General features: G+C 65.0%; 20 protein-coding genes and 1 tRNA gene. 4 read left to right on the top strand and 17 right to left on the bottom strand.

What is annotated here, in order from left to right; genetic code table 11:
- Window positions 1-47: 47 nt before the first annotated feature.
- Entirely contained in the window at window positions 48-1,832 is a 1,785-nt protein-coding gene (locus tag ACGFIB_RS13810; protein WP_393371664.1) for a bifunctional metallophosphatase/5'-nucleotidase, read from the bottom strand.
- Window positions 1,833-1,962: 130 nt separating this feature from the next.
- On the opposite strand from ACGFIB_RS13810, the gene mshD reads away from it, so the two are divergent.
- Window positions 1,963-2,853, top strand: coding sequence for a mycothiol synthase (gene mshD / locus ACGFIB_RS13805; RefSeq protein ID WP_393371662.1), 891 nt, complete (start codon window positions 1,963-1,965; stop codon window positions 2,851-2,853).
- A 49-nt stretch (window positions 2,854-2,902) separates the two neighbouring features.
- Here mshD and ACGFIB_RS13800 read toward each other — a convergent pair whose 3' ends face one another.
- From ACGFIB_RS13800 to dcd, 3 genes are all read right to left on the bottom strand, one after another.
- Window positions 2,903-3,901 (bottom strand): inorganic phosphate transporter, encoded by a 999-nt coding sequence (locus tag ACGFIB_RS13800; RefSeq protein ID WP_357251385.1) that lies wholly within the window; start codon window positions 3,899-3,901, stop codon window positions 2,903-2,905.
- The gene (locus tag ACGFIB_RS13795) at window positions 3,902-4,519 is read right to left on the bottom strand and encodes a DUF47 domain-containing protein (RefSeq protein WP_030510423.1); all 618 of its coding nucleotides are present in this window, start codon (window positions 4,517-4,519) and stop codon (window positions 3,902-3,904) included.
- Between the two features lie 156 nt (window positions 4,520-4,675).
- Window positions 4,676-5,251, bottom strand: coding sequence for a dCTP deaminase (gene dcd, locus ACGFIB_RS13790; RefSeq protein WP_142574361.1), 576 nt, complete (start codon window positions 5,249-5,251; stop codon window positions 4,676-4,678).
- Window positions 5,252-5,370: 119 nt separating this feature from the next.
- On the opposite strand from dcd, the gene ACGFIB_RS13785 reads away from it, so the two are divergent.
- Window positions 5,371-5,444, top strand: a tRNA-Gly gene (locus ACGFIB_RS13785).
- An 80-nt stretch (window positions 5,445-5,524) separates the two neighbouring features.
- Here the strand turns inward: ACGFIB_RS13785 and ACGFIB_RS13780 are convergent.
- From ACGFIB_RS13780 to ACGFIB_RS13740, 9 genes are all read right to left on the bottom strand, one after another.
- Entirely contained in the window at window positions 5,525-6,652 is a 1,128-nt protein-coding gene (locus tag ACGFIB_RS13780) for a tyrosine-type recombinase/integrase (protein WP_393371657.1), read from the bottom strand.
- Window positions 6,649-6,876, bottom strand: coding sequence for an excisionase family DNA-binding protein (locus ACGFIB_RS13775; protein WP_393371654.1), 228 nt, complete (start codon window positions 6,874-6,876; stop codon window positions 6,649-6,651). The genes ACGFIB_RS13780 and ACGFIB_RS13775 overlap by 4 nt, the downstream gene beginning before the upstream one ends.
- Entirely contained in the window at window positions 6,873-8,489 is a 1,617-nt protein-coding gene (locus ACGFIB_RS13770) for a replication initiator (RefSeq protein ID WP_393371651.1), read from the bottom strand. Before ACGFIB_RS13770 ends, ACGFIB_RS13775 begins: the two co-directional genes overlap by 4 nt.
- Entirely contained in the window at window positions 8,486-8,677 is a 192-nt protein-coding gene (locus ACGFIB_RS13765; RefSeq protein WP_204051483.1) for a hypothetical protein, read from the bottom strand. Before ACGFIB_RS13765 ends, ACGFIB_RS13770 begins: the two co-directional genes overlap by 4 nt.
- Window positions 8,674-10,095 carry an FtsK/SpoIIIE domain-containing protein gene (locus tag ACGFIB_RS13760; protein WP_393371647.1) on the bottom strand — a complete coding sequence of 474 codons (1,422 nt, stop codon included), beginning with the start codon at window positions 10,093-10,095 and terminating at the stop codon, window positions 8,674-8,676. Before ACGFIB_RS13760 ends, ACGFIB_RS13765 begins: the two co-directional genes overlap by 4 nt.
- 86 nt (window positions 10,096-10,181) lie before the next feature.
- Window positions 10,182-10,487 (bottom strand): hypothetical protein, encoded by a 306-nt coding sequence (locus ACGFIB_RS13755; RefSeq protein WP_393371643.1) that lies wholly within the window; start codon window positions 10,485-10,487, stop codon window positions 10,182-10,184.
- Window positions 10,484-10,906, bottom strand: coding sequence for a plasmid replication, integration and excision activator (locus tag ACGFIB_RS13750; RefSeq protein ID WP_079315400.1), 423 nt, complete (start codon window positions 10,904-10,906; stop codon window positions 10,484-10,486). Before ACGFIB_RS13750 ends, ACGFIB_RS13755 begins: the two co-directional genes overlap by 4 nt.
- Window positions 10,907-11,023: 117 nt before the next feature.
- Window positions 11,024-11,713 (bottom strand): GntR family transcriptional regulator, encoded by a 690-nt coding sequence (locus ACGFIB_RS13745; protein ID WP_393371639.1) that lies wholly within the window; start codon window positions 11,711-11,713, stop codon window positions 11,024-11,026.
- Window positions 11,714-11,985: 272 nt separating this feature from the next.
- Complete coding sequence (locus ACGFIB_RS13740) at window positions 11,986-12,270, bottom strand: hypothetical protein (protein WP_079315398.1); 285 nt, start codon at window positions 12,268-12,270, stop codon at window positions 11,986-11,988.
- A 349-nt stretch (window positions 12,271-12,619) separates the two neighbouring features.
- Here ACGFIB_RS13740 and ACGFIB_RS13735 point away from each other — a divergent pair, with 349 nt between their 5' ends.
- Together ACGFIB_RS13735 and ACGFIB_RS13730 are read left to right on the top strand one after the other, a co-directional pair.
- Entirely contained in the window at window positions 12,620-13,915 is a 1,296-nt protein-coding gene (locus ACGFIB_RS13735) for an XRE family transcriptional regulator (RefSeq protein WP_393371635.1), read from the top strand.
- Entirely contained in the window at window positions 13,887-14,828 is a 942-nt protein-coding gene (locus ACGFIB_RS13730) for a DUF6602 domain-containing protein (protein ID WP_393372772.1), read from the top strand. The genes ACGFIB_RS13735 and ACGFIB_RS13730 overlap by 29 nt, the downstream gene beginning before the upstream one ends.
- A 200-nt stretch (window positions 14,829-15,028) precedes the next feature.
- On the opposite strand, the gene ACGFIB_RS13725 is transcribed toward ACGFIB_RS13730, so the two are convergent.
- The 4 genes from ACGFIB_RS13725 to ACGFIB_RS13710 all read right to left on the bottom strand — a co-directional run bounded on the left by ACGFIB_RS13725 (window position 15,029) and on the right by ACGFIB_RS13710 (window position 18,152).
- Entirely contained in the window at window positions 15,029-15,607 is a 579-nt protein-coding gene (locus tag ACGFIB_RS13725; protein ID WP_393371632.1) for a hypothetical protein, read from the bottom strand.
- A 458-nt stretch (window positions 15,608-16,065) separates the two neighbouring features.
- Window positions 16,066-16,428 carry a tyrosine-type recombinase/integrase gene (locus tag ACGFIB_RS13720; protein WP_393371629.1) on the bottom strand — a complete coding sequence of 121 codons (363 nt, stop codon included), beginning with the start codon at window positions 16,426-16,428 and terminating at the stop codon, window positions 16,066-16,068.
- A 48-nt stretch (window positions 16,429-16,476) separates the two neighbouring features.
- Window positions 16,477-17,637 carry a hypothetical protein gene (locus ACGFIB_RS13715; protein ID WP_393371627.1) on the bottom strand — a complete coding sequence of 387 codons (1,161 nt, stop codon included), beginning with the start codon at window positions 17,635-17,637 and terminating at the stop codon, window positions 16,477-16,479.
- The gene (locus tag ACGFIB_RS13710) at window positions 17,634-18,152 is read right to left on the bottom strand and encodes a DUF4365 domain-containing protein (protein WP_393371624.1); all 519 of its coding nucleotides are present in this window, start codon (window positions 18,150-18,152) and stop codon (window positions 17,634-17,636) included. The genes ACGFIB_RS13715 and ACGFIB_RS13710 overlap by 4 nt, the downstream gene beginning before the upstream one ends.
- Window positions 18,153-19,064 lie beyond the last annotated feature (912 nt).

The following is a 19,064-nucleotide window of genomic DNA, read 5'->3' as shown; positions in this document are numbered from 1 at the left end:
CTTTTCAACCGATCATCGCTTTTCGGCGATCATCGCCTTTCGGCCGATCACCGGATGAGGTTGATCCGGCCGGTGGCCGGCGGGGCGATCGGCGAGTGCGTGCCCATGTAGGCGACGAGCGCGTCGATGTCCAGCGGGCCGCTCCACAGGTTCGTGCCCTGGGTGAAGACGCCGAAGCCGTCGCCGCCGCCGACGAGGAAGTTGTTGGCGGCCACCCGGATCTGCTGGGCGTCGGTCACCGCAGTGCCGTTGATCTTGATGTCGGAGACCCGCGAGCCCACCGGCTTCGTCGTGTCGAAGGTGTAGGTCAGCGACGAGGACGGCTGGAGGATCCGCTGGGTGATCCCGCCCGTCGCGGGGTCGACCGTCCAGATCTGCTGCTCCAGCAGCGCCTTCAGCTGGGCCCCGGTGAGCGTGACGACCTGCATGAGGTTGTTGAACGGCTGCACCTGGAAGGCCTCGCCGTACGTCACGACGCCGTCGCCCTCGGAGCCGCTCTGGGCGTAGGTCAGGTCGGTGCGGACGCCGCCCGGGTTCATCAGCGCGATCTCCGCGTCGCCGCCGTCCTTGGTCGCCTCAAGCTGCGCGTCGGCGATGAGGTCGCCGAGCGGTGTCTCGCCCACGTTGCTGCCGCGCCCGATGTTGGCCGTGATCTTGCCGATCGGCTTGTCTGCGACGGTCGAGACCCGCTCCTGCCAGGTCTTGATGTACGCCTCGGTGTCGGCGTCCGGGGTGACGGTGCGGGTCACCACGTTGTTCTTGGCGACGACGCTGGAGCGGACGACGTCCTTGGTCTTGTGGTCGACGCGGAAGTCGATCTGCGTGATCGCGCGGCCGAACGACGAGCCCTGGGTGTAGACGCGGTCCTGACCGGCCGGGTCCTTCACCTTGCAGACGTACGCCTGGTGGCTGTGGCCGCTGATGACCAGGTCGATCTGCGGGTCGAGGCCCGTGGCGATCCGCGAGCCGTTGCCGGGGACGACGGGACACGAGCTGGGGTCCTGGTTCGGGTTGATGTTGTCACCCTCGTGGACCAGCACGACCTGCGCCTTGACCCCGTGCTGGGCGAGGTACTTCGACGCCTTGTTGGCCGCCGCGACCTCCTCGGTGAACTGCAGGCCCTTGATGCCGGCGGCGGTGACGATGTTCGGAGTGGTCTGGGTCACCAGGCCGATGAAGCCGATGTCCACCCCCTTGATCTTCTTGACGTAGAAGGGCGGCAGGGCGTAGTCGCCATTGCCCTCCTTGAGCACGTTCGCCCCGAGATAGTCGAACTTCGTGCCCTTCCACTCACCCGCCGGGGAGCAGCCGTCGACCGGGTGGCAGCCGCCGTTCGTGATGCGGTTGAGCTCGTCGATGCCCTCGTCGAACTCGTGGTTGCCGGCCGAGGAGGTGACCAGGCCGAGCTTGTCGAGCAGGGCGACGGTCGGCTCGTCGTGGTAGGCGGCCGACAGCAGCGGCGACGCGCCGATGAGGTCGCCCGCGGCCACCAGGAGGGTGTTGGGGTCGCGCAGCTGCTTGAGGTGGGCGGCCAGGTAGGACGCGCCGCCCGCGATCGAGTATTTCGCACCGGCGATGCCGGTCAGCGAGCCGTCGGTGTCGGTGTTCGCGCCGTTCGGGTCGAGGATCCGGGAGCTGGACCCGGTCGGGGGCTCCAGGTTGCCGTGGAGGTCGTTGATGGTCAGCAACCGGATGGGAACGGAGGGGCCGGGCTTGTCAGGCTTGGGGGGCTTGGGACCGGGAGATGCGGCTGCCGTGCCCATCGTGAGGGCCGCGACGCCGACCATAGCGGCGCCGGCGATGGCCAGTCGCGTCAGGGATGCTCGGGTCATGACCTTCGACAGTAGGGCCGGGATCTAAGCAGGAAATGGCGCAAAGATAACGATTCAGGGGGCGAACCCATGGCGTCTATTGCCGAAGCCCGGTAGGGAGATCGCCGGGCTTTCACTTATCGTGCCAGACATGGACGTACGCGTGGAGATCACGGAACGGCTCGATGACGAGCAGGTGGCGGCGGTGCTCGCCCTGGTGGAGGCGGCCGCCGAGGCCGATGGTGTCGGTCCGCTCAACGAGCACGTGATGCTCCAGGTGCGCCACGGCGCCGAGCCGGGCGCGAGAGCCGTGCTGCTGTACGAGGACGGAAAGGTCGCGGGCTTCGCCCACCTGGATCCGGCGGACCCGGCGGAGGGGCCGAGCGGCGAACTCGTGGTGCATCCCGCCTTCCGCGGGCGCGGTCTGGGCCGGCGACTGCTGGGCGACGCGCTGGAGGCGAGCGGGGGCAGGCTGCGCCTGTGGGCGCACGGGGACCTGCCCGCCGCCGCCCGTCTCGCTGCGAGCGCGGGCCTGGCCCGGGCGCGCTCCCTGTGGCAGATGCGCCGCCCGCTGGCCGAACCCCTGCCCGCCGCCGCCCTCCCCGAGGGCGTACGGCTGCGCACGTTCGAGCCTGGACGCGATGAGAAGGCATGGCTGACGCTCAACGCGCTGGCCTTCGCCACCCACCCCGAACAGGGCTCCTGGACGCCTGCCGACCTCGAACTCCGGGAGCGGGAGTCGTGGTTCGACCCCGCCGGCTTCTTCCTCGCCGTACGGGGGGAGGCGCTCGCGGGCTTCCACTGGACCAAGGTGCACGGCGGCGACGAGCCGATCGGGGAGGTCTACGTGGTGGGGGTCGCACCCGGCGAGCGCGGCACGGGTCTCGGCCGGGCGCTGACGCTCGCCGGGCTCGCGCACCTGCGCGCGCTCGGCCTCGCCCAGGTCATGCTCTACGTGGACGAGGAGAACAGCGCGGCGGTCCGGTTATACGAGTCGCTCGGGTTCACGCGGTGGAACACCGATGTGATGTACCGGCGCTGAACGCGGACGGGCCGGTCCCCTTCGGGGGCCGGCCCGTTTCCTGTGCGATCTATCCGAGGATGAGGTTGAGGAGGAAGTAGCCGAGCGCCGCGACGACGGCCGCGGCGGGGATCGTCAGGATCCACCCGGTCACGATGTTGCCGGCGATGCCCCACCGCACGGCCGACAGCCGCCGTGTGGCGCCCACACCCATGATCGCGGAGGTCATGGTGTGCGTGGTCGAGATCGGGGCGCCGAACCCGATGGCGGCGGTGTAGAGGACCGACGACGCCGCCGTCTCGGCCGCGAAACCGCTCGGCGGGTCCAGGTGGATGATCCGCCTGCCCATCGTCCGCATGATGCGCCAGCCGCCGGAGTACGTGCCGAGAGAGATCGCCGTGGCCGAGGCCGTGATGACCCACTCGGGAATGCCGCTCTGCGGGGAGGCGTATCCGCCGACGACGAGCGCCAGGAAGATCACGCCCATCGTCTTCTGCGCGTCCTGCAGTCCGTGGCCGAGCGCGATGGCGGCCGCCGACACGGGCTGCACGTACCGGAATCCCCGGCTGGTGCGGTGGGGGTTGGACTTGCGGAAGATCCAGAGAAGAATGGTCATGATGACGCCGCCCAGGACGAACCCGATGACAGGCGACAAGATCATGGGGATGACGACCTTCTCCAGCACCCCGGACCAGTGCACGGTCGCGCTGGCCGCGATGGCGGAGCCGCACAGCCCGCCGATCAGGGCGTGACTGCTCGACGAGGGCAGGCCGAAGTACCAGGTGATGAGGTTCCAGACGATCGCCCCGATGAGTGCGCCGCCCACGATGAGCAGCCCATGGGTGCCGTCCGGAGCATCGATGATCCCCTTGCCCACGGTCTGGGCCACCTCGGTGCCGAGATGGGCGCCGATGAAGTTCATGACCGCGGCGAGGAGGAGTGCGATGCGCGGCGTCAGCGCGCGGGTGGAGACAGAGGTGGCGATGGCGTTCGCCGCGTCATGGAAACCGTTCGTGTAGTCGAACGCCAGCGCGATGACGATCACGCCGATGACAAGCGCAAGCTCCACTTAGCTTTCCTTGACTGCGATCGTCTCGATCGTGTTCGCGACGTGCTCGAAGGCGTCCGCGGCGAGCTCAAGCTGCTCGATGACCTCACGCATCTTCATGACGGTGAGGGCGTCGTACTCGCCGCTGAACAACTTCGCCAGCAGCCTGCGGTAGACCTGGTCGGCCTGGTTCTCGAGCCGGTTGATCTCGATCCAGTATTCGTTGAGGTGCTGCATCGACCGCAGACGCGGCATCGCGTCCGCCGTCAGCTCGGCGGCCCGTTCGAGGACCTCCACCTGGCGTACGACCTCCTTGGGCAGGTGGTCGATCTGGTAGAGGACGATCAGGTCGGCCGCAGCCTCCATGTAGTCCATCACGTCATCGAGATTCGACGCGAGGCGGTAGATGTCCTCGCGGTCGAAGGGCGTGATGAAGCTCTCGTTGAGCCGGTTCATGATCGCGTGAGTGCGCTCGTCGCCTGCGTGTTCACAGGCGCGCATCTTCTCGGCCAGACCCTCCCGGTCCGAACCGTCGCTGATGATCTCGACCAGCAGACGCGATGCGGTGACGAGGTTGTTCGCCGAGTCGGCGAACAAGTCGTAGTAGCTGTCCTCACGGGGCGTGAGACGCAGGCGCACGTCGTTTCTCCAGATGTGCGGGGACGGTCCGCAGAGAAGAGTACGGGTTACCAGTGGAAATGCGAAGTTCAGGCCATACAAGCCCGCTTGTAACCTACTCTTCCCCTTCCCGCTGCCCAGAACGTCCCCCGTAACACACTTGTTGCCTGAGCCACTTCAGATCTTGGTGCGGTGGAAGTTCAGGAACGACCTGCTCGGGGTCGGGCCCCGCTGCCCCTGGTAGCGCGAGCCGTACCGGTCCGAGCCGTAGGGGAACTCCGCGGGCGAGCTGAGCCGGAACATGCAGAGCTGACCGATCTTCATACCCGGCCACAGCTTGATCGGCAGCGTGGCGACGTTGGACAGTTCGAGTGTGACATGCCCGTCGAAGCCGGGGTCGATGAAGCCGGCCGTCGAGTGCGTCAGCAGGCCCAGCCGGCCCAGGCTCGACTTGCCCTCCAGCCGTGAGGCGACGTCGTCAGGCAGACTGATCACCTCGTACGTACTGGCCAGCACGAATTCCCCCGGGTGCAGGATGAACGGCTCGTCGCCGTCCGGCTCCACCCGCCGGGTGAGGTCCGGCTGCTCCATCGCGGGGTCGATATGCGGATAGCGGTGGTTCTCGAACACCCGGAAGTAGCGGTCCAACCGCACATCGATACTGGACGGCTGGATCATCGCCGGGTCGTACGGGTCGAGCTTCACCCTGCCCGACTCGATCTCGGCGCGGAGGTCACGATCGGAAAGCAGCACGGGTGCAAGGCTAGTGGGCCCCTTGACCGGCGGGTATCGGGGATCTTCGCGTCGGGACTGCAGGAACACGCCCCGAATCCGCTACAGTAGGGGCAGCGGCGGGCTTAGCAGCCGGTCACGCGGGTGTAGTTCAATGGCAGAACATCAGCTTCCCAAGCTGACAGCGCGGGTTCGATTCCCGTCACCCGCTCCACGCCCGAAGGCCCAGGTCAGGAACAGTTTCCCGACCGGGGCCTTGATTGTTTTCGGGGTCATATCGATCTTCCGTGCCCGTTACGTGCCCGATCCGTCTGGATCTTGCTTGCTCAGCGCCTCCTCGGCGAGCTTCCCGAGCGCGTCGGCGATGGCCCGGTCCCGCTCCATCGCGGTGTGCTGATAGATCAGTGCGGCCCGCGTGGTCGAGTGCCCCATGCGGTTCATCAGCTCCCGCAGAGTCGCGCCGGACTGCGAGGCGAACGTGTTCCCGGTGTGACGGAGATCATGGAAGTGGAAGCCGCTGAGCTTCGCGTCCTTGAGCGCCTTGCTCCATGTCCGGGTGAAGTTCGCCCTCCGGAGCTGGGCGCCCTTCGGCCCGACGAAGACGAAGCCCTCGTCCCCCGCTTCGGCGTACGTCTCCAGATGCGCCCGGAGATCCGGGAGCAGCACGGCCGGGACGCTCACGATGCGCTTGCCGGCCTCGGACTTGGGCGGCCCGATCGTGACCGACCCGTCCTTGAGTTCGGTCGTGGTCCCGGTGACGCGGATCGTCCCGGCCTCCGCATCGACGTTCTTCCGCTTCAGGGCCGCGAGTTCGCCCCATCGCAGGCTCGCGAAGGTCGCCAGGAGGATCAGCAACCGGTATCGGGGATCGATCGCGTCGGCCAGGACGAAGACCTGCTTCATGGTCAGCACCGGCCGTTCCGGCGATTCCTCCTTGCCCGCTCCCTTGATTTTGCACGGGTTCGACTTGATCAGCCCGTCCTCTATCGCCGTGTTGAAGATTGCCTTGAGCAGCCGATACGCCTTCGCCACGGTGACCGCGCCGACGCCGCCGTCCAAGAGGCTCTTGCGCCACTTGCGGACGTGCGCCTCTTGGATCTCGTTCACGGCCTGATTGCCGAAAGTCGGGACCAGGTGAAGGCGAAGCAGCCCCTCATAGAGCTGCGCCGTCTTGGGACGCAGGCCCGGCCGCTCGTCCACCCAGGCCGCGCCGTACTCCTTGAAGCTGACCTTGCCCCGGTCCGGGTTCAGCCAGTCCCCCGAGTGGATCTCGGCCTCTTTCTTGGTCAACCAGATGTCGGCCTCACGCTTGGTGGCGAAGGTCATGGGCGCGGGACGGTCGAGGCCATCAGGCCCCGGATAGCGCGCCTGGAACCGGCCCGAGGGAAGTTGCCGAACACGGCCGAACCGCCGCTTACTCATGCCGCCCTCCCGGCCCTCGTGGTGATGGGCTGCACCATGCCAGCGGTGATGAACTCGTCCAGCACGGATTCGGGGATGCGCACCTTCCTTCCGATGCGGACGAAGGCGATCCGGCGTTCCTCAATGAGCCGCCGGGGGAAGCGCTCGGTCGTACCGAGCCGTTCGGCGACCTCGGCGACCGTGAGCAGGCGGTCAGCTGGTGGCCTCGCCGGGGTCTTGCTCATGCTGCCCTCCCTTCAGTTGCCGAAAGATCTTGGCCGTCTCCGAGTGCCTGGAGTTGGTTCATGTGGTTGCGCCAGCGCTGGCGTTCGTGGACTGAGCGGAGCAGCCGTACGCCGATCGGGGCGAGTTCGGGATCACCGGGCTTGACCGGTCGCCAGATGTAGCGGTGGGGGTCGATCGGCTCGTCTTCGACGCCGAGGGCTTCCAGGACCCACGTGCGGCGGTCCTGCTTGTGCTCCGTCAGGGTCTTGTTGGACCACTTCCGCGAGACGAGGACGCGGCGGCCCGCGTAGCCGAGGTGATCGGGCTTGTGCGCCTTGCCCTTGCACCGGCCCGGGGTCATCCCCGGTTTGGCGCCCTTGGGCTGCACCCCGTACCGCAGCCAGTTCGGGCACGTCGGCGAGCACGGCTCAAAGCGGAGCGCATCGAGGAGCCGTTCGGCATGAGCCTTCCGGCGAGGGTCGTCGGTGTCGAGGGCGTCGCCCAGGCTCTTGGTGAGGTACTTGGACAGGTACTGGATGAGCTGGTCGGCGTCCGGGGTTCCGGCGAGGACGCTTTGTATGTCGAGCTGGTCGCCGAAGCGCAGCGCGTGCAGGGGTTCGGCCTCGTCGTCCTGGTCGAGCCGGTCGAGGGCCTGTTCCCAGGTCGGCAGGACTTCCCCGGTGTCGGGGTCGAGGTAGCCGGCCCCGTCCTCCCAGACCGGCAGGTGGTCGCCCTTGAAACGAACTTCATCGGCCGAGGGCCACCACACCTGGTGATACGTGGCCGCGATGATCTGCCGCAGCTCCGCACGCGGAAGGGTGCCACGGATCGCCATGTGCAGGTGCGGCGCGAGCCGCTTCTGAGGCTCGACGGTGGCGAAGTACTGCACGTCATACCCGGCGACCCGGCGGAGGTTCTGCACGAACCGGTCCACGAGCTTGGAGAAGTGCAGCGCGTCCCGGGCTGCCCGCGCGTAGTCGTACCGGTCCGGGTCGAGCGGCGCGCCCTCCAGCACCCGCCCGTAGGAGGGCAGGGTGAGCGTGACGAACATCGAGGGCCGGTAGGTCTTGCCGTCCGAGCCGGTGAAGGTTCGCCCGAGTGTGGTCTTGTTCATCTGCCGCTTGGGCAGGTCCGGGGCGTCCTGCCGCCGCTTCGTGGACCGCGACCGCTTCCCGGAGGTCCGGCCGAGGACGTTGCCCCGCATCCCGGCCCGGTTGATCTCCTCGTCCAGGTCCTCGATCGCGGCGTCCAGGTCGGTGGTGTCCCCGCCGGCCTTTTCCACCTCGTCCCGCCACGCCTGAGCGTCGGCCCGCAGCTCGACGAGGTGCCGCTGATACTCGTCGGCGTTGTCGGGGAGGTTCACGGGCTCGTGGTCGAGGTGCCAGCCCTCCCGGCACTGCGCCCGCCGGAGTTGCCGGTTGCGCTTGGCGCACGGCGGGCACTTGCTCTCCAAGGTGGCACCGCATGGCACGTCGATGACCTCAACCTGCCCGGTGAGGATGTCCTGCCGCCGCAGCGGAACCGGCCGGATACAGACGCCGTACTGCTTGGCGATCTCTTCCACGACCTCACGGGCCAGCGGTTGAGCCATCCGCACGGCGCGAGGGGTGGAACGGTCGTTCGGGTTGGTCACCGGTCACCGTCCCACGCGCTGAGAGGGTCGAGGAGGTCGGCCGGGCCGAGGCCGTCGACCATCACGGACGCTTTCTCGCCGCACTCGTGGCACTCCACGATGCCCCGCACCGGGTCGAGCCACAGCACATCGAGCGCGCCGCAGCCCGAGCAGCGCAGGCCATCGAGGATGTGAGCCAGGCGCATCATCGGCCCACCCCCGCGAACTCGGCGACCATCGCGGAGATGTCGGCATCCGAGACGTACGCCGCCCGCACCCGCACCGGATCAGGGGAGGTTTCCAACCGGACATAGCCGACGCCCGCACCCAACTCAGGAACCGGTGAGATGTGATCAGCCAGGGCACCCCGGTCCCGTGCGCCGTCGCCGAGAACCATGTCCACCTGTTCCGACTCGTCGAGACGGAGGGCGATCTTGTCGGGGAACAGGTTGCGGATGTTCATGACCTCCTTGCGCGGGTCCTGGAGCGCGGCCATGACCCCGACGCCCACCGCGCGCCCTTGCGTGGTGAGCGTGGCCAGGGCCGCCGTGATCCGCTGGCGGAGATGCTTGTCGGGCTGGTAGGCGGTCAGGAACGCCACCTCGTCCACGAGCACCAGAACGAACGGGTCAGCAGGTGTAGGCGTGTGGGAGCGCTGGAGGCCGGCGAACCGGTCGGCCCGCTCCTGCATCACGCACACGGCCTCATCGAGCAGGTCGGCGCACTCCTTCGGATCTGCCGCGTACCGACTGCCGAAGAGGGCTCGGCCGAAGGACAGTTCCATCCGCTTGGGGTCGAGCGCCCAGACCTGCACCAGCCCGGCCCGCATCGCCGGGAGAAGCCCGCGGATGGTCGACCACAGGTAGGAGCCTTTGCCCGCGCCCGTGGCACCGGCGATCAGGACGTGGGTGCCGTGGACCTTGAGCCGCAGCGGTGTGCCGTCCTCGCACCGGCCGATTTCGACCGGACCCACCGAGGCGATCTCAGGGACAGGGACGGCGGGCAGGGGTTCGGCGAGGGGGTCACGCCGGGGGAAGGTGAGCACGAGCCGTCCGGCCCGGGCGACGGCGACCCGGCAGGAGGGTGCGCCAAAGCCGTGGGCCAGGTGCTCGATGCGGTCGGCCCAATCTTTGACGGCCTGGCCGTTGAGCATCTTCACGCTCACGCGGTCGGCCCAGCCGTCGCACTCCACCCGGACCAGGCGGGGCAGGTAGTCGCGGCCCCGGATGTGCCGCCCGAGCCCGGACACGACCATGACCGGTTGCCAGTGCCGCCTGTAGACGGCGACGAGCCGCCAACAGGCCAGCAGCGGCCAGCCGACCAGACGCAGGAACGAGGCCCGATCCAGCAGCGCCCACGACAGCCCGGCCAAGGGCAGGAATCCGGCCATGACCAGGGCCAGGCGCCAGCCGTACAGGGTCCAGATGACCCCGAAGGCGACCGGCACGGCCACGGCGACCGGATGCCGCACGACGAGGCGGACCAGGCCCGCGAGCAGGCGGGACAGCCAGATGACGAGGGTGACGAGGGCGGGGGTTCGGACGACGGCCGGGCGGAAGACCACGGCGGTGTCTGGTGTGGTGGAGACGAGGTTGCGTGCCTCGTCGCCGGGAAGTTTCTTGAACATTAGGCTTGGTGTCCTCTCAGGCATTGGCGTGTGTGAGAGATCCCGGGGGCCGCTGGAATGGCAGTTCCAGCGGCCCCGCTTGCGTGTCAGGCTGCCGAGTTGGTGGCCTGGGTGTGTTCGGCGTGGATGCGTTCGCAGTCGGCCAGGTAGCGCGCGGCGGCGTTGAAGATCTCCCGGGCGATGTCCAGGTCTGCGGCGGTGACCGGTCCGGCAGCCCCGGTGGTCGAGATCGTCACGTCTGCCTCGTCGGACTCCAGGACCAGGTACGGCCGCCCGGACTCCAGCACCCGAGCCCGCGCCCGAGTAATCGAGGCGTAGAACGAGATGCCGATACGGGGACGCTCGCCGGGGTCGATCGACATCGACAGGTGCGTGTACGGCCGCCAGTTCACGCCGCCGCCTCCTTGCCGCCCGCGTGTCCGGACTTGGCCCCACCCGTCCGAGGCGGACGCATCTCCCGAACGCGGATGGAGTAGGCCAGGCGGCCGTTTCCGTTGACGTACGGGGTAACAGTGACGCCGTCGAACTCGACCGGCGTGAAGGGCAGGCCCGCGACCGGGGCCGGAGGCACCGGCTGGACGGGCGCGATGATCTTTACAGCGACGGTCTTCTGAGCGGGCTTGACCTGGGGGTCGGCGTCCATAACGGCGATCTGCCAGACCAGTTCGCCGCTCTGCTTGTCCCGTGCCTGCACGAATCGGCCGTTGGTAGAGGCGTCGAAGTCCTTGACCGCCTCCACCTCACCGACGAGGTAGCAGCCGTGCGGGAAGACCATGTCGAAGCTGACGGGGATCGGACCTTGTAGAGCCATCGGGCATCATCCTCTCTCGACTGATAGTCACTTAACCTATCGAGTGCCTCGAGCATAAGAGAGCCCACTTGCTAGATCAAGTGCCTAAGCTAAGTGGGCTCCGAAGGCGAGGCGTTCCTACCCGATGGGATAGGCATCCTCCAGCTCGTGACGGTCGGCAGGCAGCACGACAGCCAGCACGGCAAGGGGCCGGCCACCGGGGTCACGTACAGCCGCATAGACGTCGAGAACCGGCGTGTTCTTGGGCATGCCGAGCTGCTTGGCCTCATCAGAGGTAGGCATCCGTGCCGTGATCTGCTCAATGACGTGATCAAACCGGACGCCCTTGCGCGCCTGGATGTGCTCGCGAATGCCCTGGGTCAGTGGCTCTGCGCTCGTGAGGTTCGTCCCCTCGGACAGATCGAGCGGCAGCCACAGCGAGACGATCTCGGAAGCCTCATCGCCGCGTGAGACCAGTCGGCGACGGAGGAACGCCTTACTCTTGGGCGGCAGGTCGAGCAGAGCGGCGATCCTGTTCGGCACGGCTACCGCGCCGACTTCCAGCAGTTCGGCCGAGGCTGTCTCGGCGCTGGTGAGGTAGGCGTGGCCGGGCCGGGGTTGTTCGAGCGAGGCGAGGGCAGGGCGGTCCCGCACGAAACGGCCCTTGCCCTGCTGGGACTCGATCCAGCCCTGTTCCCGGAGCACGCGCAGGGCCGCCACGACGGTCGGACGGGAGACGCCGAACTCATTGATGAGCTGATTCTCGCTCGGCAGGAGGGTTCCGGGAGGGTAGTCCCCCGCTTCAATACGCCGCTGAAGCGTCTGCACAAGCTGTGCATACTTCGGAGGCACGGACTCTAGAGACATCACGACCGTCCAGCAGCCGACAGGTTGTTTTACCAAGTTTGAGCCTAGACCGGCTCGATGCTTCTGTCACCTCGTTCGGCTGCACTCGCAGTCCGGGAGGAGGGGACCGGCAGGACCACACGGGGGGACACGGGGGCGAGTCACTGTGGCCCTGCCGGAGATCAAGGGCGCGACGAGGCAGGGATTGATGGCTGCCGACCCGTCGTCGGCTCAACTGCCTCGCCGCGCCCGCTTCAACGGCAGATGTAGGCGGCTATCGCCTTCGCAGCGCCCTCCAGATCGGACACCGGGTGCCGCCTGCCTGCCGAGTTCCATGAGTAGTACTGGCCGCCGTAGCCGACGAAGACCCACACCGGCATGCCCCGCCCACTTGGCGGGTTGACCATCAGCGCCGTGTTGTTGTCGCGCAGCTCCGCGTTGATGCTGAGCCGGGTCAGCGCGTCCCGCAGTCGGATGAGCTTGTCCGCCTCGTCGCTTCGGTTCATGTAGGCCACCGCCGCAACCTCGATCGGGTTCATGTTCCGCTCCCTTCGGCCCGGCCGTTTCCGAGGCAGTCGAGGCACTCCCGCTCCCCACCCGAGTCGCGATCGTCACTGGTTTCGCCGCCGACGATGAGCTGACGGCTTGAATGGCACTGCTTGGCGCCACGCCCCCGACACGAAGGACAGGGTCTTGCCTCGCTGTTCTCGTCTGGCCGGGTCACCGTCGCCATCTCCTCGTTCATCCGGCGTTCCCTGTGGCGGGAAGCCGCTTGACGTACCGTGGTTGGTTGATGGCAAGTCCACCGGCAAAGCGAGCGCGATAGGACCCCCGAAAAGCCCCCCTCTTAACCCCCTGATGACCCCCCGACGGGAGGAAGACCCCGAGATGCCAGACAGCATCCCGAATGTCCAACTCCGCGCATGGCGCAACGCGCAACAGCTCACCCGCGCCGAATTCGCCGAGCGGATCAACCGGACCCCTGTGGGCATCAAGGAACGCCTCGCCGTCGATGAAGAACGCATCCGGCGATGGGAGGCCGGCGAAGTCTCCTGGCCCCGCGCACCATTTCGACTCGCACTGACTCAAGCCACCGGACTACAGCCCGAAGATCTCGGCTTCTCCCCCACAAAGAGAGGCAGCGGAAATAGCCGCCTCATCGAGGCACACGTCATGCCGGTCGACGCGCTGCGGGCCGAGGCCGACCTGTACGGCACGATGGAACTCGCGCAGCAGCTCCAGGCGTCCGATGTCGGGACCGGCACTCTCGAAGCCCTCGCCGAGGCCGTCGATCTGCTGTGCCGCGCCTACCCGGTTGTTCCCGCCGCGACGTTGCGCGACCGCACACAAAAGCGCCTCGCTCAGGTGACCCGGCTCCTGTCCGGCAGAATCACACTCGACCAGCACCGCGAATTGCTGGTCATCACCGGATGGCTTACCGCCCTGCTCGGCTGCGTCCACTACGACCTGGGCGAGCGCGAGGAAGCCGAGACCGCCCGTCAGGCCGCCTACGAGATGGGCCGCCAAGTCGGGCACGGCGAACTCATGGGCTGGGCGCACGAGATGTCGGCGTGGTTCGCACTGGTCGAAGGCCGCTACGAGGACGTTGTCACGGCCGCCCGCCAGGGCCAGGCTCTCGCCGGCCAATCCAGCGCACAGGTACAGCTCACTTTGCAGGAAGCCCGCGGCTTGGCCCGCATCGGTGACCGCCGCGAAGCCGACAAGGCGCTGTCGCACGGAGCCGACATCCTCGCCAAGCTCCCGATTCCCGAGAACCCTGATCACCACTTCGTGTTCGACCACGCCAAGTGGGTGTTCTACGCGGCCACGGCGTACACCTGGCTGGAGGACAACGACCGGGCCGAGGAACACGCACTGGAGACGATCCAGATGCACACCCGCCCGGACGGCACCTCCAACGCACCCATGCGAGTCGCCGACGCTCACATAGACCTCGGCATCGTCCACGCCCGACGCGGAAACCTCGACGCCGCCGTCGAACAAGGCATGGCCGCATTCGACATCGAACGCAAGTCCCTCACTGACCTCGTGAACAGAGCCGGAGACCTTGACCGCGTCCTACGCCAGCGCTACCGCCGTGAAGCCCTCGCGGATGAGTTCCACGAGCGCTATGTGACGGCCCGGCGAGCACTCAATACCCGGCATCCCGAACTGCTCGACTAAGAACACTACAAAAGAAGGCGCCACGCTTAAAAATGCTACCCGAAAGATTAGCCCTGCTCGAAAAACAGCTGATGTCGACGCTAGAGCATGCGCGCGCATCCTTTCAGCATGCTGGCTTACGAGGAGATCAGGTAGAGGCAGCGGTTCGCGAGTTCCTCGGAAACATCTACCACTACTCTCATTTGTCGGCACCGGAGAGATTATAGACAGCTCTAGTAAGGTTTCCCATCAGACAGACATCATCATCACCAACACCTGGCACCCTTTCCAATATGGACTACATGAGCCAGGGGTCTACCTGATAGAAGGAGTAGCCGCCGCAGGAGAGGTCAAATCTTGCCTCACACACAAAGATCTCGATGACGCCCTGCAGAAGGGCAGAGCGTTTAAGGATCTGCACAATAGAGTAGCTAAAGATGCAAATGATCAACTAACAGAAGTTTTAGAGGCGACCAGCGCACCATTCTTCGTGGTCGCATTTGAAACCAGGGTCGCCGCCGAGACTCTGATAGCCAGATTGGCAGAGGCGACGACCTACACGGATGACGGTAATAAGATTTCGTCACCGGTCGATGCCGTCTTCATCCTGAAGAAGGGAGCCTGCATCGACTACGGCGACGGCAACCAGCAGTACCGTTCCCGATACCCCACCAAAACACCTCTTGGCGAGTTAGACGTCAGCGGTTGGTGTTGGTATTCATTAGATAACGTATTAACTCGACTTCTTGCCTGGCTTCACGGAAGTATCAGTTTTGACTCATGCGCCCATCCGTCGGCGATACTGCGGTATCTGCAACCACCGGGGCAGCCAGGAATGTGGTCGATTCGTCACACGCGCGTCAGAAGAGACTACCCTGTAGATATATGGGATCCTCGGTCGTGGCCCGGGATTACATGGAAGCAATCCGAGTAGTGAGCGCGCAGTGCACGAAGTTGCCGAATTACGCTCGTAGAAATCAAGGGCGGCGCTCCGCGCCGCCTCGCGGCGCGTCGCCCGCCTGGCGGCCGGGCATGCGGCCTGGGGGCCGGTCCCGACCGCCAGCGGCTCCGGCCGCGACCGTCGCAGGTGCATACCAACCCAACGGCACGGCAGGTCCGGAGCAGGGGCGCCGGCTAATCCATCCAGTGGAACCAGGCATCGAACACGCAGTACGGCGGATCGCCGAGAGCTGTTTCCACCCGCAACCGAGCATCCAACGGCAAGCCGAGCACCTGCAAGCCGAGCAAGGCGATGCCGTGCCCATCAAGCACCTGGCCAATCTGCCGGCACTCCTCCTCCCATTCCGGCAGATCGATATCCACGACTCGCAACAGTTCGGGCATGCTATGACCACCTGTAGCACCAGGCCCGGAGGACCGCCAACTGCGCTTAAGGAGCACCGCCAAAGGAGCGAGCCGGCACAACCCTAGGGTCAATCCCTCAACGTCTGTCCGACCGTTCGCGGAGCGACGCATCGAGCCGTCGCGCTTGGTCATGAAGACATCGACGTAGGACGCGTACCCCGAGCCGTAATGCCGGAACTCGGCATGCTCGACGATCAGCGCTGGCAGCCTATTTAGGTCGGCGACAACCCATCGGAGAAATCCCTCTACGGCGGTAGGACCACCGGCCCATGCCCCTGCTGTACTTGCCAGCTCATCACTCACGGCGCTTTCGAGAGCGACTGGATTTGTTGCCAGTTCCCTGCTCACCGAGTTCGCTCCTCGACGTTCGGCTGACGTCCGCTTCGTGCACAATAGCCGAGACATCCGTCCTCCTCGCTGCTCAAGTGTCCCGGCCGTGCCCGCCGAGTCAAGGGCGCCTACGGCGTCGCTTCGCGATCAGCTTCGCTGACCCTTGACACGGCGGTCCCGTCCCGGGGGTCGGCAGCTACGAGGGGGACGGGGGCGAATCAGGGGCCGGGCCGCGCGCAGGGCGTGTGCGTGATCGTCGTGCCATTAACCGGGGTGACGAGGGGGCAACCACGGTCACTCATGACTGGCTCCACGCCCAGGTCAGCGCCGGTACGGGCCGTGATCCATGCAATTGCCAAGCTGACAGCGCGGGTTTGATTCCCGTCTCCCGCTCCACGAGCGAAGGCCCAGGTCAGGGACAGATTCCCGACCGGGGCCTTGATTGTTTCCGGGGTCATATCGATCTTCCGTGCCCGTTACGTGCCCGATCCGTCTGGATCTTGCTTGCTCAGCGCCTCCTCGGCGAGCTTCCCGAGCGCGTCGGCGATGGCCCGGCCCCGCTCCATCGCGGTGTGCTGATAGATCAGCGCGGCCCGCGTGGTCGAGTGCCCCATGCGGTTCATCAGCTCCCGCAGAGTCGCGCCGGACTGCGAGGCGAACGTGTTCCCGGTGTGACGGAGATCATGGAAGTGGAAGCCGCTGAGCTTCGCGTCCTTGAGCGCCTTGCTCCATGTCCGTGCGGGTTGTGGGGTGGCTAGGGGTCCATCCCGCCCGCCATCGACCCAGGCAAGCCCAGCAGACCGGCTCCGCCGCCGCTTTGCGGTGGGTCGATGGCACACGGGATGGTCGGGCGTGTGAGCTGACGCCCCGCATCGGACGGCCTGAAACTAGAGCCGCTCTCGAAGAACCTCAAAACCAGAAGCTGCCTGAAGAAGGTAACGATTACCGCGACGAACTAGATTTCCGCGAACCGAAACCGTAGATCCTTCATCATGAGCTCGGGTAGCGTTGGAGTAGTCTTCTTCTACCAACTGCAACCAAACTCTCCTCAGGCGTTCAGTAGTATCGCCCTCGATTACACCAGCAATAGATACTTCGCCAGGACCAAGCGAACCTTCTCTATGCAACCGAGTTACCCCGCCAATGATGCGGACGTCTTCCTCGGGCTCATCTGAGCGTAGCTCACGTGCAGCTTCTTGGATTATTTCGATTTCTCGAACCGACACCTTGATAGGTGGACGCGGTTCAACCGGCCGGGACATAGCCCAAGAGAAACTTAATTCGTAAGGTACTTCGCTCTCTCCCCCAAGACTAACCAATGCTTCGCAAAGGTTCGCGCTTACCCCTTGAGAGGCTCGCTCCTTGAACGCTTCGATAGATTTTCCACCCACAAGGACTTCATGGGTAGCACTTAGAACGGAAGCAGTTGCCTCCTGGAGCCTTAGAGAAACTCGACGCTCAAATGGCTGATCACTTAACGCCAATCGAGGATCATCGAAAATAGCCTGCTGTTGGCTTATCTGTCGAACAATCGGAATCTGAGCAGCAATTATGAAACTGCCCGGGAATGGCGCAACGAGGCGCACCTTCCGAAGAAAATCGAGGGCCTGATGGGGCTTACGTGTCGGCTGAACGACATAAGACTTATCGCTGGCTTCGTGTACAGCCGCAGACAACAGCCAGTGTTTAAGCCCTTCATAGCTCCGTACGCCATCGCTAAGGCTCGTAGTCCCAGCCTCTCCCTCGGGCTTAGTTCGGACATACTGAACGTCTGCGGACGCAGATGATATATCCCGAAAAATGTGAAGCTGCGAGCGATTCTCGACTTCAGAGATGATACTTAGCGCATCGGCCAAGAAAGCCGAATATCCTTTCATCGCCGAGCTACCTGGGATAAATACCTCAATATCCTCGTCACTCGACAGTCGCCATACCGTTCCACCCTGCATTAACTCAGGGAGCCAACCGTTGGCGCGCAGGTATAGGGAGACCTGATCAGGCGAGCACGACTGCAGAGTAGCGAAGTCCGTGATCTTGACGTCCATCACGCAGTCCTCCTTGCCCAGCCTTGCTCTATTAGCTCACGGAGCATGTCCGAAGTCAATAGATTAGCCTGGGGCACATAAACAGTCTTCGATTCCTGAACCTCAGGGTCGATTTCCTCTTCATCCATCAAATCGAGCCAGTATGCTGCATGACTTAGCGTAAGTCCCGCCTCCGTAGCATGCGCATACGAATCGGCATCTGCAGGAACAACCACCAGAAATAGGTATCGCGGACAAGCGAGGTCGATTCCAACTTTTCCCACAAGCGCGTTGAAATTACTTACGGGAAGGGGATACGCAAAGTGGCCATCCCGCGCCTTCGGCTGCGACCATGACTTAATCTGCGCTTCAAGAGATGGGGATTTAAGAGTTCCAACCTTGCCGGGAAACCCGACGATTATATCAACGCCATCTACATCTAATATGCGCTTGCCAGGATTCAGACCTGCCGCACACGCCAGAGCCCAGACAAAGCCTTCTCCGAAGTGCCCCTGATGCACTTGCTCATTAAGGCTCATACTTTTTGAGTGCTCCGTCGTTGGACGCTGCAATGTCGCACTGATGGTAGATCATGATTAGGAAGCCGTGAAGACACCGCAACCCCTTTGTGACCCAAAGTAGCTGCACAACGCTGGATCCACCGCCATACCAAAGCATCACAGAGCATCAGTCCCGCAGGGACCCACGGGTACTCGAGCCGCATACACCCAGGTCAGCGTTTCCTCAGCTCAGACCGCATGATGTTGAAAGACTCCCAAGCTGACAGCGCGGGTTCGATTCCCGTCACCCGCTCCAGCGACAGCGCTCGACCTCCTGAACGACCTTCTCCATGTACCAGCGCATCACTTCGTAAGGGACGGCGCGCTCGCGGTTACCATGAACTGGATCGTCGGTTCCCGAGTTGGATCCTCGTCAGGCACCATCGCCGTGATGAAGGCCGACCCAGGCAAGTGAGTCTCGGCATTTGGGATGTCAGCCCAGGCCGCTGGCGCCGGCACCGCCTCGCTTAGCTCCACATACCAAGCGTCGTCAGGTAAGGCATACGTAAACTGCACTGCGTATCGAGCGCCGGCACGTTCGAACTCCTCAAATGGCATGCTTCCAGGCTGTCACGCTGGCTCAGCGCACTCATCCGCTATTCCACCCATCGCGGCGGCCCCGAGTCGATACCGCGCCCGCCGGTCGTGCCCGTTGCGTGCCCGTACGGTCGGCGACCAGCGGGGAATCATGGGGACTCACGGTCACTCGACCCGCATATGCCCAGGTCAGCGTTTTTGCAGTTCAGAAAGCATGATGTTGAAAGACTTCCCAAGCTGACAGCGCGGGTTCGATTCCCGTCACCCGCTCTCAGAGCGAAGGCCCAGGTCAGGACAGCAATCCAGACCCGGGCCTTGATCATTTCTGGCACCTGTTCGATCTTCCGTGCAATT

The organism is Microbispora bryophytorum, assembly GCF_043197435.1.
Taxonomy (GTDB): domain Bacteria; phylum Actinomycetota; class Actinomycetes; order Streptosporangiales; family Streptosporangiaceae; genus Microbispora; species Microbispora bryophytorum.
This window is presented reverse-complemented; position numbering and strand designations above follow the sequence as displayed.

Excerpts from the sequence above, each read along its gene's own strand:
- ACGFIB_RS13710 (WP_393371624.1), bottom strand. The coding sequence starts at position 18,152 with ATGAGCCTTAATGAGCAAGTGCATCAGGGGCACTTCGGAGAAGGCTTT.
- ACGFIB_RS13760 (WP_393371647.1), bottom strand. The coding sequence starts at position 10,095 with ATGTTCAAGAAACTTCCCGGCGACGAGGCACGCAACCTCGTCTCCACC.
- ACGFIB_RS13750 (WP_079315400.1), bottom strand. The coding sequence starts at position 10,906 with ATGGCTCTACAAGGTCCGATCCCCGTCAGCTTCGACATGGTCTTCCCG.
- ACGFIB_RS13740 (WP_079315398.1), bottom strand. The coding sequence starts at position 12,270 with ATGAACCCGATCGAGGTTGCGGCGGTGGCCTACATGAACCGAAGCGAC.
- ACGFIB_RS13780 (WP_393371657.1), bottom strand. The coding sequence starts at position 6,652 with ATGAGTAAGCGGCGGTTCGGCCGTGTTCGGCAACTTCCCTCGGGCCGG.
- ACGFIB_RS13765 (WP_204051483.1), bottom strand. The coding sequence starts at position 8,677 with ATGATGCGCCTGGCTCACATCCTCGATGGCCTGCGCTGCTCGGGCTGC.
- mshD (WP_393371662.1), top strand. The coding sequence starts at position 1,963 with ATGGACGTACGCGTGGAGATCACGGAACGGCTCGATGACGAGCAGGTG.
- ACGFIB_RS13735 (WP_393371635.1), top strand. The coding sequence starts at position 12,620 with ATGCCAGACAGCATCCCGAATGTCCAACTCCGCGCATGGCGCAACGCG.
- ACGFIB_RS13810 (WP_393371664.1), bottom strand. The coding sequence starts at position 1,832 with ATGACCCGAGCATCCCTGACGCGACTGGCCATCGCCGGCGCCGCTATG.
- ACGFIB_RS13775 (WP_393371654.1), bottom strand. The coding sequence starts at position 6,876 with ATGAGCAAGACCCCGGCGAGGCCACCAGCTGACCGCCTGCTCACGGTC.